The sequence below is a fragment of the Halanaerobium kushneri genome, from assembly GCF_900156285.1.
Taxonomy (GTDB): domain Bacteria; phylum Bacillota; class Halanaerobiia; order Halanaerobiales; family Halanaerobiaceae; genus Halanaerobium; species Halanaerobium kushneri.
Genome location: NZ_FTNC01000002.1, coordinates 195301 through 213619, shown reverse-complemented (window position 1 = coordinate 213619; position 18319 = coordinate 195301). Strand labels below are relative to the sequence as shown.

Here is an 18319-nt window from a genome sequence, read left to right as displayed (position 1 = left end):
AAGCATCGATTCTAGATCATATTCTCTTTTTCTACCAAAATATTTGTAGTAAGCAGTGTAGAAACTGAATGGAATAAATTCAGATAAATCAAGATATTGATCGAGCATTTCAAGGAATTGAGGTTTATCATTTTGAGCCCAATCTTTGGCCTGTTCATAAAGATCACCGAAAGACAATTGCTTTTTAGAATTAAAAGACATTATGATTTCCTCCTTTTGGCTTTGTGGTATTTTTAGTATCTCTAACTATATTATACCATATCTTAAGGAGGAAATCACCAAAAATTTATGTCATGAGCCCTGTCATTTAGGGCCTTAGACATTATACAAACGACTACTAGTTTTTTAAATTTGAAGGAGGCAAATGATGTCTGAGAATAATTTACCGATGCTTGATCGTAATTACTTAGAATCAGAACTTTTAGGGACAGAGATTGCAGATTTTCCTGCTGAAATTCTTGATTATCCCGAAAAAGTAGTTCAAATTGGTGAAGGTAACTTTTTACGAGCCTTTGTTGACTGGATGTTTCATACAATGAACAAAAAAGGAATTTTTAAAGGAAGAACAGTTGTAGTTCAGCCAATTAGAGAAGGTAGAATTTCTAATTTGAATCAACAGGATGGTCTTTATACTCTTTATTTAAGAGGAATTGAAAATGGTGAGGAAGTAAATAAAAAAGAAATTATGACCGCTATTTCTCGCGGAATAGAATCATATAATCAGTGGGAAGAGTATTTAAAATTAGCTGAAAATCCTGATATAGAATTTGTTGTCTCTAATACTACAGAGGCGGGGATTGCCTATAATGAAGATGATAAATTAACAGATAATCCTCCAGAATCATATCCAGGGAAATTAACCGCCTATCTTTACCGACGTTATCAAACTTTTAATGGGGCTGAAGATAAGGGAATGGTAATTATTCCGGTAGAACTAATTGATCGTAATGGAGATAATTTAAAGAAAATTGTGCTTCAATTAGCAGAGGACTGGGAATTAGAGGCTGGATTTTCTAATTGGATTAAAGAATCAAATCATTTTTTAAATACACTTGTTGATCGAATTGTAACTGGGTACCCTTTTAACGAAATAGAAGAATTAGAAACTGAACTTGGTTATCATGATCAGAATCTGGATACTGGCGAAATTTTTCATCTCTGGGTTATTGAAGGGGATGAAAGCTTAAAAGAAAAACTGCCATTCCATAAAGCAGGATTAAATGTTAAATGGGTCGATGATTTAACACCTTATCGGACAACAAAGGTAAGGATATTAAATGGGGCCCATACTTCTACGGTACCTGTATCATATTTGGCTGGAATTGATCTGGTTCGAGATGCAGTTAATGACGAACTGGTGGGAGAATTTATTAATCAGGCAGTATTTAAAGATATTATACCTACTCTTGATGCGGATGAAGAGGAGTTAGAAGACTTTGCATCTAAGATTTTTGAGCGCTTCAAAAATCCTTATATTGATCATAAATGGCTTGATATTTCTTTAAACTCAACTTCTAAATTTAAAACCAGAGTGCTGCCTTCACTGGTCCAGCATATTGAAGAATATGATAAAGTACCAGAACGTTTAAGTTTTGCCCTTGCTTCTTTAATTCATTTTTACCATGGAACAGAGTTAGAAGAAGGCAAACTGGTTGCTTATCGTGATGGAGAAAAATATCTAATCAGAGATGATAGAGAAGCCCTTGAATATTTTGCTGATCTCTGGTCTAAATTTGAAGCTGAAGATATCACTTTATCTGAATTAGGTGAAGATGTACTGGCAAATAATGATTTTTGGGATAGAGATTTAAATGAACTTCCTGGATTGACAGATTCCCTAGTTCATAATTTAAAATTAATAAAAAATGAAGGAATGAGAGCAAGTATAGAGAAATTAATTAAATAGATGAACCAAGTAGATCTATCCTCACTTTTTGAGTGGGGATATTCTGCCTGAATAAAGTTTATTAATTATAAGGAGGTAATATATATGTCCTGGAGAGATTTTGCTGAAGAACTTGTTGGAACTTCAAAAGAAGCGGTAAAAAAAGTTGCTGAATATGCCGAAGATTATCGTATTTATCCCCGGTCAATAGTTAAAGAGGGTAAGTCATTTTATTTTATTGCGAAGATTGATCAGAAAAAGAAATTAGTTATTCTAAATAAGAGTAAAAATTTCAAACTTTTTCAGGGTAAAATCGAAGAGTTAGCAGGCTTTAAAGCAAAAATAGCACCTTTAAGTCATTATAATGCGGAGATATTAAGAGATATTTTTCCTTTTACTGCTCCTCAGGCTCTCGGTAATCAGTCTGCAAGCATTGGGCTTGGAGATAGATTAGGAATTGCTACCCCCGGACATATTGCAGCCATTAAAGATTTTGATGTTATGCCTGTTTTTGCTCAGCAGTCAGTCAGAGAATTAACTTTAACTGGAAGAACTTTTAAATCAGTACTTGATGATGTTAGTTGGGCGGTTTTTCAGGAGGGGTATCAGGATGGTTTTGCTGCTGATGCAGACCATTTAAAGGAAAAACCAGATATTCAAAACGCTCTAGATTTAGGCTATACTATGCTGACTTTGGATTGTACAGATTATATTAATGATGATCTGGACCAGATGTCTAAGGCTGAGATTGAAGAAGCTTATCAAGAAGTGCCTGATTATTTAAGAGAGGGACTTGAAGATCAATATTTAAACAAAACTTTTGTTCTCGATTCAGGCTATCAATTAGAGTATAATGAAAATAATTTTCAAGAGATTGTATTAGTCTATTATAAGATGCTTGATTTTGCTAAAGAAATTCAGCATTTACTTAAAAAATCAGATAAAGATGTGGACTTTGAAATTTCAATTGATGAGACTTCAACCCCGACAACTCCAGAAGCACATTTCTTTGTTGCTAATGAACTAAAAAGGAATAAAATTAAAGTTAACTCTCTTGCACCTCGTTTTGTGGGTGAATTTGAAAAAGGAATTGACTATATTGGGGACTTAGATCAGTTTGAAAAAGAGTTTAAAGTTCACTCAGATATTGCTGATCGTTTTGGTTATAAACTAAGTATTCACTCAGGTAGTGATAAATTTAGTGTTTTCCCAATAATTGGTCGTTATACTCAGGGGAGAGTTCACGTTAAAACTGCAGGTACCAACTGGTTGGAAGCCATTAGAGTAGTAGCAGAGAATGATCCATCTTTATATAGAGATATACATGCTTATGCTTTAGAAAAATTTGAAGCTGCAAAAGAATATTACCATGTTACTACAGATTTATCTAAAGTACCTGAACTGGCTAAGATTAGTGATCGGGAACTCGGATCTTTATTAGAAATAGACGAAGTTCGTCAGCTCCTGCATATAACCTATGGCTTTATTCTTCAGGATAAAAAGGATGGACGTTATATATTTAGAGATAAATTATATAAATTCTGGGATGAGCATGATAAAGAATATCGACAGGGACTGGAAAAACATATCGGCAGACATTTAAAAAAATTAGGGTTTTATAAAGAATAATTAAAAATTTGCATTTGTTATAGAAAAGTAACTTTTAAAATGATATTATAATTATGAAAACATTTTCAGGAATGAAATTATAAAATTAGGAGGAGAAAAATGGCTTTTTTAGACGAAAATTATTTACTTGAAGGTGAAACAGCAAAAAAGTTATATAAAGAAATTGAAAATCTACCTATTCTGGATGCTCATAATCATGGTGATGTTCCAGAGATTTTAGAAAATGAAGGTTGGGACGATATCTGGGAAGTAGAAGCAGAAACAGATCATTATGTCTGGGAAATGATGCGTAAAAGAGGTGTTCCAGAAGAAAAAATTACTGGTGATGCTTCTAATAAAGAAAAATGGTTTGCTCTGGCAGAAATTTTCCCTGAGATTGCAGGAAACCCAACATATGAGTGGATTCATCTTGATTTAAAACGACGTTTTGGGATAGAGGAGCCAATTTCTGAGCACACAGCTGAGATGATCTGGCAGAAAACTAAAAATATGCTGGCTGAAGATGAAATGAGCCCTCAGAACCTATTAAAAGAAATGAATGTAGAGATAATGTGTACAACTGATGAGCCATATTCTCTTTTAGAAAATCATAAAAAAGCTAAAGAAGAGGTTGAGGGAGTAAAAATCCTTCCTACCTGGCGTCCTGATAAGATTATGAATATTGAACATGAAAATTGGAGCCAATATGTTGAAAAATTAGGTGAGGCTTATGAAGAGGATGTTAATGATTTAGATGGTCTTTTAACCGCACTTAAAAAGTCTCATGATTATTTTGAAGAAATGGGTTGTGTTGCCAGTGACCATGGTATTGTGGAACCTATTTCCTATAAAGTTGAAAAACCAGATGCTGCTGAAATTTATGAAAAGGCAGTTAATGGTAAAGAATTAACTGAAACTGAGATTAGAGATTTTAAAGCATTTACTTTAGTTGAATTTGGTAAGTTAAATAAAGAGAGTGGCTGGGTAACTCAACTCCATATTGGAGCTGTGAGAGACTATAGAGATAATTTATATGAAAACTTAGGTCCGGATACAGGTGGAGATATTTCTAATAATGATATAGAACTTGTAGATAATCTAAGATATTTTGTAAATAAATTTGATTCTGAGCTGGATATTGTTCTATATACTATGGAGCCAACACACTGGTTTACAGCTTCTACAATCTCCAGAGCTTTTCCTAATGTTTCATTGGGTGCTCCCTGGTGGTTAACTGATAGTCCGTTTGGAATGGAGAGACAGCTGCAGCAGGTTACAACAGTTGATTTATTTTATAATTTGGCCGGTATGGTAACTGACTCCAGAAAATTAATGTCCTATTCTTCCAGATCAGAAATGTTTAGAAGAACACTGGCAAATGTTGTGGGTCGTCAGGTTGATCGAGGGAGAATGCCTTACAGTGTTGCTGCCGATCTAGTAGCTCAAGTTAGTTATTATGGTCCAAAGAAATTATTTTTTGAAAATGTAAAGTAATTTGTTTTAGTAATAATCAAATATAAATTTAAATAGCCTGGGATTCTAGATTCCAGGCTATTTTAGAATAAATAAGGAGGTTCTTATGGGAGCCAGAGTTTTGTTAATAAATGAAAATGATAATATTGTTATTGCAGTAGAAGAGATAAATGCTGGAGAAATAATTGAAGTTCAGGGAAAAAAAATAAAAGTTTTAAGTGATATCCCGGTAGGTCATAAGGTTGCTCTTAAAGATTTTGCCGAGAATGAAGAAGTAATTCGTTATGGTTTTCCAATTGGAAAAACAATAGAGGAAGTAAAAAAAGGTGAATGGATACACACTCATAACTTAAAAACTGCTTTAGAGGGGAAATTGGATTATGACTATCAACCTGATTTACCTGAGCTAAAAGAGCCTGAGCAAATCCCTACATTTATGGGCTATCAACGTGAAAATGGAAAAGTCGGGATTAGAAATGATATCTGGATAATTAATACGGTTGGTTGTATTAATAAGGTAGTAGAAAAAATGGCTTTAAAAGCAGAAATGAAGTATGAAGATTTAATTGAAAATGAAATTATAGATAGTATCCATGCTTTTCCACATCCTTATGGATGTTCTCAGCTGGGGGATGATCTTGAGATGACTCAAAAGGCTTTAGCTGGTTTAGTTAATCATCCTAATGCAGCAGCTGTTATGGTTGTGGGACTTGGCTGTGAAAATAATTTGATTGAAGATTTTAAAGAATATATAGGAGATTATAATCCAGAGCGGGTTAAATTTATTAATCTTCAGGATGTGGAGGATGACCAGAAGGCAGCAGGAGCTATTTTAGATAACCTGGTAGATTATGCTTCCAAGTTTGAGCAGGAAGAGATTCCGGTTTCTGAACTAAAAATTGGCTTAAAGTGTGGTGGCTCAGATGGATTTTCTGGAGTAACTGCTAATCCATTACTTGGAAGGATTTCTGATAAGTTGGGAACATATGGAGGAACAAGTATTTTAACTGAGGTTCCAGAAATGTTTGGGGCTGAGAAAATTTTAATGAATAGAGCTAAAGATGAGGAAACCTTTGAAAAAGTGGTGGAATTGATTAATGGATTTAAAGATTATTTTCTTTCTCATGATCAGGAAATTTACGAAAATCCTTCACCAGGAAATAAAGAAGGTGGAATTACTACTCTGGAAGAAAAATCACTGGGCTGTACTCAAAAAGGCGGGACGGGTATTGTTAATGATGTATTCTTTTATGGAGATCAGGTTACAGGTAGCGGTCTAAATCTTCTGGAAAGTCCCGGGAATGATTTAGTAGCAACAACTGCCCTATCTTTATCTGGAGCTCACATGGTGCTATTTACTACCGGTAGAGGAACTCCTTTTGGGGGGCCGGTACCAACTGTAAAAGTTTCCACTAATAATAGATTATATAATCAAAAGCGTAACTGGATAGATTTTAATGCTGGAGAATTGCTGGAAGGTAGGAATATGGATTCTTTGGCTGAAGAATTTTTTGAATATCTACTGGATCTGGCTTCCAAAAAAACAAAAACTAAAAATGAAATTAATGATTATCGAGAAATAGCAATTTTCAAGGATGGAGTTACCCTATAAAATTTTTTGAAGAATAGATAATAACAATAAAGGTTCTTCCTAAGGCTGGAGATTTTTGAAGGACCTTTATTGATAATTTGACTTTCAGAGTTGAATCTGATATTTTTTATTTGATCATGGAAAATGTTTTCCACCAAATTATATGAGGGGTGTAAGAGATGAAAATAGTTCTTATTGGTTCAACAGGCCACACTAATTATGTTGTTGAAGGTTTAAAAGATAACTATGAGGATCAAATTGTTGGAATCGCACCTGGATCTGAAACTGAAGAAGTTGATTCTCTCTATCAAAAATTGGCTAAAGATTATGACATAAAAAAATATAATAATTATATAGAGATGCTTGACCAGGAAAAGCCTGATGTCGCAGCTGTTGCCTGTCATTTTGGAGATCATGCTCAGGCTGCAATTGAAGTATTAAACAGAAATATTAATTTATTTGTAGAAAAACCAATTGCTACTACTTTATCTAAACTGGCAGAAGTTAAAGCAGCCTATAAAAAAAGTGAGGCTAAACTTGCTGCAATGTTTGGAATTCGTTATAAACCCTGGTTTTTAACTGCTCATAAATACATAAAAGAAGGAGCTATTGGCGAAGTAAGACTAATGAATGCTCAAAAATCCTATCGCCTGGGCCAGAGAGAGGATTTCTATAAAAAGAGAGAAAGCTATGGAGGAACTATCCCCTGGGTTGGTAGTCATGCGATTGACTGGATGCAGTGGTTAAGCGGCAAAGATTTTAAATCAGTATATGCCTCTCATTCAACAAAAGCAAATAAAAATCACGGGGAATTAGAGGTTTCTGCACTCTGCCACTTTGATTTTGAAGATGAAGTTGCCGGTTCAGTCAATATTGATTATTTAAGACCCCAAAATGCCACCAGTCATGATGATGATCGGATTAGAATTGCTGGTGATAAAGGAGTTATTGAAGTATTAAAAGAAAAAGTCTATCTAATAAATGATCAGATTGAAGGTAATCGAGAGCTTCCCCTACTTGCTAAAAAAGAGGTGTTTGCTGACTTTTTAAACTGGGTTAAAGGTAATGGAGAATCTATGATAACTGCAGAAGAATCATTTAGAGTTACTGAGGCTGCGCTTCAAGCCAGAAGATCTGCAGATCAAAAGAAATTAATTCATTTTTAAGACTTTAAATATTAATTTGATTAAGAAATTGAAATAAACTCTTAAATATTTTATATATCAGTGATAATGGAGGTTAAGATGCTAAAAAATAATTTTGAAATAGAAGTTAAAAAACCAGAATTTCCCGAGCGAAAATTTAATCTAAAGGAGTTTGGAGGAGTAGCTGATGGGAATTTTGATAACACAGAAGTTTTTGCTGAAGCAATCTCCAGCTGTCATCAGGCAGGTGGAGGAATAATAATTGTTCCGGCCGGGGAGTGGTTTACAGGACCAATTCATTTTAAAAGTAATGTTCATTTAAAACTAGAAAAAGATGCAGTTATTTCTTTTAGTGATAATTTTGAAGATTATTTACCTGTAGTTTTTACCCGCTGGGAAGGAAATGAATGCTATAACTATTCTCCTTTAATTTATGCCAGCGAATGTGAAAATATTGCAATTACTGGTCAGGGCAAGCTGGTTGGTAATGGAGAAAAATGGTGGCCCTGGAAACAGACTCAGCATGATGCTGCTAAAAGATTATATGATGCAGAGTATAATGGGATTCCAGTTAAAGATAGGGTTTTTGGGCAAAAAGAGGGTTTAAGGCCTCAGTTTATTCAGCCTATTAACTCCAAAAATATATTAATTGAGGGAATAACTATCGTTGATGGTCCAATGTGGACGATTCATCCTGTTTACTGTGAGAATACAATTATTAGGGATTTAAAAATAATTACTGATGGTCCAAATACTGATGGAATTAATCCTGATTCCTGTAAAAACATGTTGATTGAAAACTGTGATTTTGAAACAGGTGATGATTGTATTGCGATTAAATCAGGGATTAATGAAGATGGTCTGCGGGTAAATAAACCTACTGAGAATCTTCTAATTAGAAATTGTAAATCTAAAGAAGGTCACGGTGGAGTTGTAATTGGCAGTGAAATGTCAGGTGGAGTAAAAAATGTCCATGTCCATGACTGTGTATTTAATGGTGGAGAAAGAGGTGTACGTTTAAAATCTATGCGCGGCCGGGGAGGTTGTGTTGAAAATCTTTTGTTCGAAGATATAGAAATTAATAATCTGCGAGCTGAGGGAATAATTTTGAATATGTATTATGATGCTACTACAGTTGAGCCAAGAACTGAGTTGCCCCCATTATTTAGGAATATAACCATTCGAAATATTAAGGGAGAAAATGTTAACCAGCCTGTTGTGTTGAGAGGCTTACCGGAAAAGAAAATGAAAGATATCACTCTGGAAAATATTAATTTGAGTGGTAAACGGAGTCTAACTGCCAGTAATTTAGATGGACTAAATTTAAAAAATATAAATTTAGAAATAGATTCTGAAGTACAGTTTGAATTTAAAAATGTAGCTAATTTAAATATAAAAAATAGCAGCTGTAAACAAAAATAACTAATATGAGGTGTGAAGAGATGGCAGGAGAGAAAAATATTTTTTCCCCAGATTCCTATTTAGATAAATTATATCAGAAAAATAATCCTAAGTTTCATTTTAAGGCGAAAAATATAAAAGAATGGGAGCTTTGGCGTCAGAAATTAAAAGATAAAATTGCTGAAATTATAGGTGGAGTTCCCAAACAGACTGAGATTTCTGAAATAGAGGTTTTAGCAGAAAATAGATTTAAAAATTATCGACGACTTAGGATCTCCTATCAGGTTAAAAATTATCTTCAAATTCCTGCCTATCTTTTAATACCGGAACAAAACAAGAAGGAATATCCGGCAGTTGTGATTGCCCACGGACACGGAAATGGAAGTAGAGAGACAGTTGGACTTAATGGTGCCGGCGAAGATCTGCAGGAGAGTACCTGTCATAATAATCTGGCGTTAGATTTTGTTAAAGCGGGTTACATAGTTATTATACCGGAGTTAATTGGCTTCGGAGACCGCAGACTTATGGATGATTACAATCAAGATCCTGATTTAAAAGAGGATCCAACTTTAAATTCTTGTTACAGAATAAATAGTCAGCTTTTACTGTATGGTCAGAGTATTTTACGCTTAAGGATGTGGGATATTATTTCAGCAGTCAAGCTGCTTAAGAAAAGAGATGATGTAATAAAAAAAGAGATTAACTGTCTGGGTTTTTCTGGAGGAGCTCCGGTTGCAATTTTAAGTGCTTTATTTGAAGCTGAAATTAAATCAGCTGTTATTAGCGGTTATACCTCTTATTATAAGGACAGTATTATGGACAGAAGACACTGTCTTGATAATTATTTGTCTGGGATTTTAAAATATGCTGAATTACCAACAATAATATCTGCACTGGCTCCTAAAGCAATTATGATTCAGGCAGCAGAAAAAGATCATCTTTTTCCTATTGATTCCGCAAAAAAAGCATATCAGGAAGTAAAGAAAGTTTATCAATTTTTAGATAGTGAAGAGAAAATTGAAAAGGATATTTTGCAGGCAGGCCATTCTGTTGCTGCAGCTGCAGCAATTGATTTTTTTGATAGTTTAGATTCTTGAGCAAAAAAATTATAAAAAATAGGAATTAATTTAGAAAATATAATCAGCAAGGAGAATTTGATGTCAGATAAAATAGGGAATAAAGTTAGAGAAATAAAATATAAAGAGTTGATTGAATTTTTTCTACCGCTTGCTGTGATGCCGGTTATAATTGGTATCTCACATAATGCAGTTAATGCCAGTCTGGCCCGACTTCCTTTTCCAGAAATAACACTGGCGGTTTATGCAGTCGCCAAAAGTATTACCAATATAATTAAATCTCCAATCCATATGTCAAGACAGACAGTTACATCTCTAGTAGATGATTACAGTAGTTTTAAGTTTGTCAGCCGTTTTATTTTTGGGCTTGGGATTTTGTATTTTTTAATGATAGCTTCACTGGGTTATACTCCTCTGGGAGAAATTGTATTTAAAAAGATAATTGGCCTTAAAGATCCAAAGGAGATTAACTTTGCCTATCAGGCTTTAAGTATTATGGCTTTTATTCCTCTGGTAGAATCGATAAGGAATATTATGCAGGGTCTTGCCATCAGTCTTAAAAAAACTAATTTAATTACCCCTGGAGTGGTTGTTCGGATTATTAGTATTTCCCTAATTTTGCTCTGGGTTACTATTAATCAGTCGGTAGCGGGAGTAACTGCTGCCAGTGGAGTCTGGCTAACCGGGATAGCTATAGAAATGATTTTTATTACTTTAGCTCTTCGTTATTATTATGGAAGTTTTGCGGTAGTTATAGACAGTTTGCCGGCTAATGTCAGTAAAAAAGTTAACTTAAAACGTATAATTAGATTTTTTATTCCAATTGCTATTATGGCATTTCTGGCAAGGTTTGTGCAGCCAGTTGTACAGAGCGGGATCGTACGGACTAGTGTAACTACTCATGATTTAGCTGCTTATGGAGTGAGCTGGACTCTGGTTATGATTTTTGTAGGTCCTTTAGATATGCTTCATCAGTGTTCATTAGTTTATGCTGCTGAGTTAAACCAGAATAACTGGCAGAGAATTTTAAAATTTTCACTGGGGATTGGAAGTATAGTAAGTATTATTCTGGCTGGTTTAAGTTTTACTCAAATAGGAGATTTTGTTTTAATAAAGTTAATTTCTGTTACTCCTACAATAGCATTATTAGTTAAAAAAGTTATTTTTGCTTTTATTTTATTTCCGATTATTAGAGCTTTTAGAGAAACTTTTTGGGGAGTAATGATGCAGAGACAGACTACTAATATAATTGCTGCTGCCAAAATTGTTGGATTAATTTTTGTTGTACTGGTTTTTATAGTTCTGGCCCTGACAACTGATATTAATGCTGCTATTATAGCTGCTCTGGCCTTGACAGCTGGGGAAGCGGCTGATGCACTGACAATTTCACTTTATATTACAGGTAATAATGTTCTCGAGATGATTTATTATGATAACCACTAAAATTTTTAAATAATTGGATGGATCAATATAGAATTTGTTTCATCCGGGGAGGAAAATAATGAAGAAAGAGCAAATTAATATTAATGAGCATAAGATTGATGTTTATTCTTTAAATACAGTTTTAGTAGGTTCCGGAGCAGCCGGCTTTAATGCAGCAGACAGGTTATATAACTTTGGCCAGGAAGATATTGCTATTGTAACAGAAGGAATTAATATGGGGACCTCCCGCAATACTGGATCAGATAAACAGACATATTATAAACTAACTCTGGGTGGTAAAGATAAGGATTCTGTGTTCGAAATGGCTGAAACTTTATTCTCGGGTGGCTGTATGGATGGAGACATAGCATTAGTAGAAGCTGCTTTATCAGCTCGTTCTTTTTATCATCTGGTTGACATTGGCGTTCCTTTTCCTCATAATCGATTTGGGGAGTATGTTGGTTATAAAACAGATCATGATTCCCGTAAACGAGCAACTTCAGCCGGTCCTTTAACCTCCCGTTATATGACAGAAAAATTGGAGAAAGAAATTAAAAATAAAGAAATTAAGATTTTTGATAATTATCAGGTAATAGGAGTTTTAACAGATAAAGAACAGGAGAAAGCAGTTGGGATTATAACTCTTAATAAAAACCAGGCTGAGGACAAAAATAAACGTTATACAATTTTTAACACTACAAATATAGTCTATGCAACTGGTGGGCCGGCCGGAATATATGATACATCAGTTTATCCAGGCAGTCAGACGGGAGCATCCGGACTTGCTTTTGAAGCTGGAGTTAAAGGGAAAAATTTAACTGAATGGCAGTATGGAATTGCTTCTACTAAATTCCGCTGGAATTTGTCAGGTACCTACCAGCAGGTTTTACCAACCTACGTTTCTACTGATCAGGATGGAAATGATAAAAAGGAATTTTTAAATCAATATTTTAATGAACCTGGGAAAATGCTTGATGCAGTATTTTTAAAAGGCTACCAGTGGCCCTTTGATCCCCGTAAAGTTAAAGATTTTGGTTCTTCTTTAATTGATATTTTAGTTTATAATGAAACTGTAATTAAAGGACGAAGAGTCTGGCTGGATTATAGAAAAAATCCTGATTATGCCTCTGAAAACGGTGATTTAGAATTTAACTTACTTGGTGAAGAAGCTCATCAATATCTTGAAAACTCTGATGCTCTTTTTGGAACTCCAATTGAGAGGTTGAGTAAAATGAATCAGCCTGCAATTGATTTATATGCTGATAACGGAATTGATTTAGAAAATGAAAAGCTGGAAATTGCTGTCTGTGCTCAGCATAATAATGGTGGCTTAGAGGGCAATATCTGGTGGGAGAGCAATTTAACTCACTTTTTCCCGGTGGGAGAAGTAAATGGAAGTCACGGAGTTTACCGTCCTGGTGGTACTGCTTTAAATTCAGGTCAGGTTGGAAGTACCAGAGCGGCTCAGTTTATTGCTGCTCGTTATCAAGCTCAGCCTCTTGAAATTGAAGATTTTAAGGAAGAAGTTTTGACTCAAATAGAAAAAAAATTAAGTCTGGGAGAGAAATTTGCTAATTCAATTAATGAAAATAGTTCCTCCAATGTAATCTCTATTAGAAAGAAACTTGGTGAGCGAATGAGTGAAGCTGGAGCCCATATTCGTTCAGAATCAAAAATTGAGTCTGCTTTAGCAGAGTGCAAAAATGAGCTTAAAGAATTAGAAACTAATTCTAATTTAGCATCTTATAGAGATTTAAGTCTGGCTTTTCAAAATTATGATTTACTTTTAGCTCAGCTTGTATATCTAACTGCTTTTAAAGATTATATACAAAATGGAGGACGAAGTCGTGGTTCTTATTTAGTGCAGGACAGTGAAGGCCAATTACCTCTTACAGGTTTAAAGGAAGAGTTTCGCTTCAGTCTGGAAAGTGGTGTTTTTAATCAAAAAATCCAGAGAATTAAGTATAAAGAAGACCATTTTGAATTTAGCTGGCAGGATGTAAGATCTATTCCCGAAGATAATAACTGGTTTGAAAATGTCTGGAATAAATATCTTAATGATCAGGTAATCAAATAAATACTTTGCCAATTTAATGCATCCATTGCTAATATGTGATAAAATTATCACAAAGTTATTTTAAATTATAGGGAGGTAAATATGGTCTGTAAAGCCGAACAGTTAAAAGGAGACTTGAGTTTTGAAAATTTGAGTAAACTAAATGATAATGGAATGTCTTCGGTTCACTATCATAATGCTTATGAGATATATTATTTACAGGATGGTAATCGTGGTTATGATATTAAAGACAAAACCTTTAGAGTAAAAAAAGGCAATTTGATATTGATTGATAAATTTAAGCGACATAAGACATTTAATGATAGCAATGATTCTTTTAATAGAATGCTGGTTAAGTTTAAAGAAACTTCTCTGGGAAGTTTTAAACAGGGTGATTATGACTTATTATCCTCATTTAATAAAGATATTAATATTATTCAATTTGATGCTAAAGATAGGATTATGGTTGAAAATATTTTTGCTAAAATGGAAGCTGAAAAGCGAAAAAATAAACCGGGCCAGAATCTTTATTTAAAAACACTTTTAATAGAACTGTTAATTTATGTAAATCGTTATGTTGACGGAAAATATATTGATCAAAAAGAGAGAGATTATCATGTTAAAATTGTAGAAATTATGAACTATATTGATCAAAATTTTTATAAAAAATTAACTTTAAGCAAATTGGCGGATAAATTTTCCTACAGCAGCAGTTATTTAAGTTCACTATTTAAAGAAAAAAGTGATTATACAATAACTGAATATATTAATAATACGAGAATTAAGGAAGCTCAAAATCTTCTTTTAAAAGGAAAAGATAATATTACTAAGATTTCCGAAAGAGTAGGATATAATAATTTAGTCCATTTTGGCCGTAATTTTAAAAAAATAACCGGTTTAACTCCAAGTGAATATAGAAAATGTTATAAAAACAATTAATAAGCTGAAATATGAAACTGCAGTCTGATTTATTTAGACTGCAGTTTTTTTTGATAAATAATGTTTAATTAGTGAAGATAGCTAAAAATATGTTAAGAAATTATTTTTAAATATTGTTATGATGAGTTTAGATTTTAAAAATTACAAATAGGAGAGAGAATAATGAATAGCTCATTTTATAATATTCTTGATTTTGGTGCTAAAGGTGATGGTAAAACTTTAAATACAGCTGCTATTAAAAAAGCAGTAGAAAAATGCAGCCAAAATGGTGGTGGAGAAGTTTATATACCTGCAGGTGATTTTTTGACTGGAACCATAGAACTATATAATAATATTATTCTAAAGATTTCTGCTGGAGCAAAATTAATATTTAGTAATCAACTTAAAGATCATAAAATCATTTCTCAACGCTGGGAAGGTAAAGTTCAAGAAGTATACAGTCCTTTAATCTATGCTAAAGATTCTAAAAATATAACTATTAAAGGTCAGGGAATTATTGATGGCCAGGGTCAAAAATGGTGGGAACTTTTTGCAGCAAACAAGCTGCAGTATCCGAGACCAAGAACAATTTCTTTTGAAAAATCCAGCAATATTTTAATTGCAGACATCAAAATAGTTAATTCGCCAGCCTGGACTATTAATCCTATTAAATCAGATAAGATAACTATTGATAATGTAAGTATTAAAAACCCTCCTAATTCTCCAAATACAGATGGTATAAATCCAAGTTCCTGTAATAATGTACATATATTGAACTGTCATGTTGATGTTGGTGATGACTGTATTACTATTAAATCTGGAACAGAAAAAAGTTCGGAATTGGTCCCCTGCGAAAATGTTACAGTTACCAATTGTACAATGGTTCGCGGTCATGGCGGAGTTGTTATTGGAAGTGAGATGAGCGGGTCAGTTAGGAATCTAACAATAAGCAATTGTGTTTTTAAAGGTACAGATCGAGGAATCAGAATTAAATCAAGGCGCGGTAGAGGGGGAGTTGTTGAAGATATAGTTGTCAGCAACATTGTAATGAAAGGTGTTTTATCTCCAATTATTATGAATTTATTTTATTATTGTGGTGAGGGTGGAAAAAATAAATTTGTCTGGGATAAAAATCCTAAAGAGTTTAATTCTAAAACACCTGTTATTAGAGAGATTCATTTTAACAATATTAGAGCTAATGATGTTAAAACAAGAGCAGTCTTTATTTATGGACTTCCCGAAAGTCCAATTGAAGCAATAACTTTTAATAATATTTCTATTACAATGGCAGATAACGCTCAGTTGCAGACACCTGCTATGATGAGCAATCTTGAAGCTGAAAAACAAAGAGGGGTATATTGTAATAATTTTAGGAATATAGATTTTATTAATTTTAAAATTAAAAATCAAGTCGGCGAAAAATTTGAACTGATTAATGAAAAATAAAAATATACATCTATTAATAAAAAATTTAAAATCATAAAAACATATGTTAAATTTTTCTTAACCTAAAAAAATGTAAAATATCTTAACTTATCTAAATATCTGTTAAGAATCTAATTTTTTTTTCTGTTATTATACTTAATAGATATTTCTAAACTAATAAGTAAATAAGAAGATAAGGCAGTTTAAAATTTGTTATTTTTTCAAGGAGGTGGAAAATAACAAGATTATAGGGTGTGAGATTTTCTAGTTTGTTCAAGTTATCAGGATTTTCATAACTTAAATAAGGATAATTAGGATAAGCTAAATATTTAAAAATCATTTAAATAACTTAAATTATTAAGGGGGATATTTACTAAATGAAATTGGTAAAAGAAAATAGTTATATTTTACTAACAGTGTTAATTTTATTCTTAACTTCTGGTCTGGCTTCTGCTTATAACCAAGCTCCTGTTTTAGATCAAGAAGTTGAAAATGGAAATCTACCGGCAGTAGATGAAAGATTACCTGAAAACCCGTATGTGACAGAAGTAGTAGATCGTATTGGTGATTATGGTGGTACTTTAAACTGGTTCGCAACTAATGCTACTGATGATCCTAAATTGATGGCTTTATATAATAATATTAATCTGGTTAGATATACACCAAGTCTAACAATTAAACCTGACTTAGCAGAAAGTTATGAGGTGTCTGATGACTTAACAACTTATACTTTTAATTTAAGAAAAGGAATTCGCTGGTCAGATGGTGAGTTATTTACAGCAAATGATGTTATGTTCTGGTTTAATGACATTATTAAAAATGATCAATTAACTGCCGAATCTGGAAGTGGCTGGCTAAAGATTCAGGATAAGCTTCCTGAAGTCGAAAAATTAGATGATTATACAGTAAGATTTTCTTTTGCTGCTCCTAATCCATATTTCTTAGAAAAACTGGCTTTTCCAGGTCGTAAACCATATGCTGCTGCTCACTATTTAAAACAGTTTCATGCAGATTATGCAGATCAGGCTGAACTAGAAAAAAGAATAGCAGACTCTGATTTTGATAAGTGGGTTGGTTTATTTGAATCGAAAAACTCTAAGAAGTTTTTTAGAAATCCTGAACTTCCTGTTATAGAACCATGGGTACCGGTTACCGAACCGCCTGCAAATAGGTTTGTTTATAAAAGAAACCCTTACTTCTATAAAGTTGATGAAGAAGGAAATCAGTTACCATATCTTGACGAAGTTGTTCTAAAAATTGTATCTGATAAAGAAGTACTTTCAATGCAGGTAGTATCTGGAGCTGCAGATTTACAGATGAGACAATTAATGACAAGTAACTTTACACTTTATAAAAACAATGAGAAAAGTGGTAATTATAAAGTCTTAAAATGGCAGAGAAATACTCCATCCCTACCAACCTTTGCTCCCAATATTACCTATGCAGAGGATGAATGGATGCGAGAATTAAATAATAATAAGAAATTCCGTCAGGCATTATCACTTGCTATTAATAGACCAGAATTAAATCAAGTAGCTACTAAAGGTCTGGCTGTACCTAGACAGGCTACTGTTTATCCTCAGTGGGAAGGATTTAAGCAAGAATGGGCTGATGCTTACGCTGATTATGATCCTGAAAAAGCAAATAAGCTTTTAGATGAAGCTGGATTTACTGAAAGAAACAGTGATGGAATTAGACTTAAAGATGGTAAACCAATTCATTTAACTATCTATATAGGAGAAGATCCCAATTTACCAAGAACAATGAATATGATTAAGGATTACTGGAAAGATATTGGTGTGGATATGGACTTTAAAGGTCTGGAAAAAACTCTACATTACACAAGAAGAGATGCAAATAAACTTCCATGGGCTTATATTGGTGGAGCTTCCTGGTCACCAACTTATCCCTATAACTTTATACCTGTAAGTAATTCTTACTCATCTGGAAACTGGTGGGCACCTCTTTATGCAAAGTGGTATGAAACTAACGGTAAACAGGGTGAAGAACCTCCAGCAGAAATTAAGAAGCTAATGAATCTCTATGATGAAATTCAGATTACTAAAGATCAGGATGAGCGAGTGGAGTTATGGCAAAAAGTCTTTGATATCCATGCAGAAAATGTCTGGATGATTGGTACTAATGGCTTACATCCACAGTTTGTAATCAAGAAAAATTATGTTCACAATGTTCCCGAGACTGCTCTGGCAAGTTGGGATTATGGAGCATATTTCGGACCAAGTGAATTTTATCAATTCTTTATCGAAAAAGATGCTCAGGATAAATAATAAAATATAAGAGAAATTGGTCTCTCTACTC

Annotated in this window: 12 protein-coding genes and 1 pseudogene; 12 read left to right on the top strand and 1 reads right to left on the bottom strand. The window is 33.4% G+C overall.

What is annotated here, in order from left to right; translation table 11 throughout:
* Positions 1-201 (bottom strand): annotated as a pseudogene (locus tag BW929_RS02775) (ISNCY family transposase); the annotation flags it as partial.
* Between the two features lie 166 nt (positions 202-367).
* Here BW929_RS02775 and BW929_RS02770 point away from each other — a divergent pair.
* The 12 genes from BW929_RS02770 (at position 368) to BW929_RS02715 (ending at position 18288) form a co-directional block, all read left to right on the top strand.
* Positions 368-1906 carry a tagaturonate reductase gene (locus tag BW929_RS02770; protein WP_076543849.1) on the top strand — a complete coding sequence of 513 codons (1539 nt, stop codon included), beginning with the start codon at positions 368-370 and terminating at the stop codon, positions 1904-1906.
* An 84-nt stretch (positions 1907-1990) separates the two neighbouring features.
* A complete protein-coding gene (locus BW929_RS02765) occupies positions 1991-3514 on the top strand; it encodes a tagaturonate epimerase family protein (protein WP_076543848.1) in 1524 nt (507 codons plus the stop codon).
* Between the two features lie 99 nt (positions 3515-3613).
* Entirely contained in the window at positions 3614-4987 is a 1374-nt protein-coding gene (uxaC, locus tag BW929_RS02760; protein WP_076543847.1) for a glucuronate isomerase, read from the top strand.
* Between the two features lie 85 nt (positions 4988-5072).
* Positions 5073-6578 carry a UxaA family hydrolase gene (locus tag BW929_RS02755; protein WP_076543846.1) on the top strand — a complete coding sequence of 502 codons (1506 nt, stop codon included), beginning with the start codon at positions 5073-5075 and terminating at the stop codon, positions 6576-6578.
* A 158-nt stretch (positions 6579-6736) separates the two neighbouring features.
* On the top strand, positions 6737-7723 hold the full coding sequence (locus BW929_RS02750; RefSeq protein WP_076543845.1) for a Gfo/Idh/MocA family protein: 987 nt from the start codon (positions 6737-6739) through the stop codon (positions 7721-7723).
* Positions 7724-7801: 78 nt separating this feature from the next.
* Positions 7802-9124 carry a glycoside hydrolase family 28 protein gene (locus tag BW929_RS02745; RefSeq protein WP_076543844.1) on the top strand — a complete coding sequence of 441 codons (1323 nt, stop codon included), beginning with the start codon at positions 7802-7804 and terminating at the stop codon, positions 9122-9124.
* Between the two features lie 20 nt (positions 9125-9144).
* The gene (locus tag BW929_RS02740; protein WP_076543843.1) at positions 9145-10200 is read left to right on the top strand and encodes a dienelactone hydrolase family protein; all 1056 of its coding nucleotides are present in this window, start codon (positions 9145-9147) and stop codon (positions 10198-10200) included.
* A 60-nt stretch (positions 10201-10260) separates the two neighbouring features.
* Complete coding sequence (locus BW929_RS02735) at positions 10261-11622, top strand: hypothetical protein (protein ID WP_076543842.1); 1362 nt, start codon at positions 10261-10263, stop codon at positions 11620-11622.
* A 58-nt stretch (positions 11623-11680) separates the two neighbouring features.
* A complete protein-coding gene (locus BW929_RS02730) occupies positions 11681-13678 on the top strand; it encodes an FAD-dependent oxidoreductase (protein WP_076543841.1) in 1998 nt (665 codons plus the stop codon).
* Between the two features lie 81 nt (positions 13679-13759).
* Positions 13760-14596 (top strand): AraC family transcriptional regulator, encoded by an 837-nt coding sequence (locus BW929_RS02725; RefSeq protein ID WP_076543840.1) that lies wholly within the window; start codon positions 13760-13762, stop codon positions 14594-14596.
* A 162-nt stretch (positions 14597-14758) separates the two neighbouring features.
* Positions 14759-16021, top strand: coding sequence for a glycoside hydrolase family 28 protein (locus BW929_RS02720; protein WP_076543839.1), 1263 nt, complete (start codon positions 14759-14761; stop codon positions 16019-16021).
* 356 nt (positions 16022-16377) lie between these two features.
* Complete coding sequence (locus tag BW929_RS02715; protein ID WP_076543838.1) at positions 16378-18288, top strand: ABC transporter substrate-binding protein; 1911 nt, start codon at positions 16378-16380, stop codon at positions 18286-18288.
* Positions 18289-18319: the final 31 nt, after the last annotated feature.

Excerpts from the sequence above, each read along its gene's own strand:
- BW929_RS02770 (WP_076543849.1), top strand. The coding sequence starts at position 368 with ATGTCTGAGAATAATTTACCGATGCTTGATCGTAATTACTTAGAATCA.
- BW929_RS02765 (WP_076543848.1), top strand. The coding sequence starts at position 1,991 with ATGTCCTGGAGAGATTTTGCTGAAGAACTTGTTGGAACTTCAAAAGAA.
- uxaC (WP_076543847.1), top strand. The coding sequence starts at position 3,614 with ATGGCTTTTTTAGACGAAAATTATTTACTTGAAGGTGAAACAGCAAAA.
- BW929_RS02755 (WP_076543846.1), top strand. The coding sequence starts at position 5,073 with ATGGGAGCCAGAGTTTTGTTAATAAATGAAAATGATAATATTGTTATT.
- BW929_RS02750 (WP_076543845.1), top strand. The coding sequence starts at position 6,737 with ATGAAAATAGTTCTTATTGGTTCAACAGGCCACACTAATTATGTTGTT.
- BW929_RS02745 (WP_076543844.1), top strand. The coding sequence starts at position 7,802 with ATGCTAAAAAATAATTTTGAAATAGAAGTTAAAAAACCAGAATTTCCC.
- BW929_RS02740 (WP_076543843.1), top strand. The coding sequence starts at position 9,145 with ATGGCAGGAGAGAAAAATATTTTTTCCCCAGATTCCTATTTAGATAAA.
- BW929_RS02735 (WP_076543842.1), top strand. The coding sequence starts at position 10,261 with ATGTCAGATAAAATAGGGAATAAAGTTAGAGAAATAAAATATAAAGAG.
- BW929_RS02730 (WP_076543841.1), top strand. The coding sequence starts at position 11,681 with ATGAAGAAAGAGCAAATTAATATTAATGAGCATAAGATTGATGTTTAT.
- BW929_RS02725 (WP_076543840.1), top strand. The coding sequence starts at position 13,760 with ATGGTCTGTAAAGCCGAACAGTTAAAAGGAGACTTGAGTTTTGAAAAT.
- BW929_RS02720 (WP_076543839.1), top strand. The coding sequence starts at position 14,759 with ATGAATAGCTCATTTTATAATATTCTTGATTTTGGTGCTAAAGGTGAT.
- BW929_RS02715 (WP_076543838.1), top strand. The coding sequence starts at position 16,378 with ATGAAATTGGTAAAAGAAAATAGTTATATTTTACTAACAGTGTTAATT.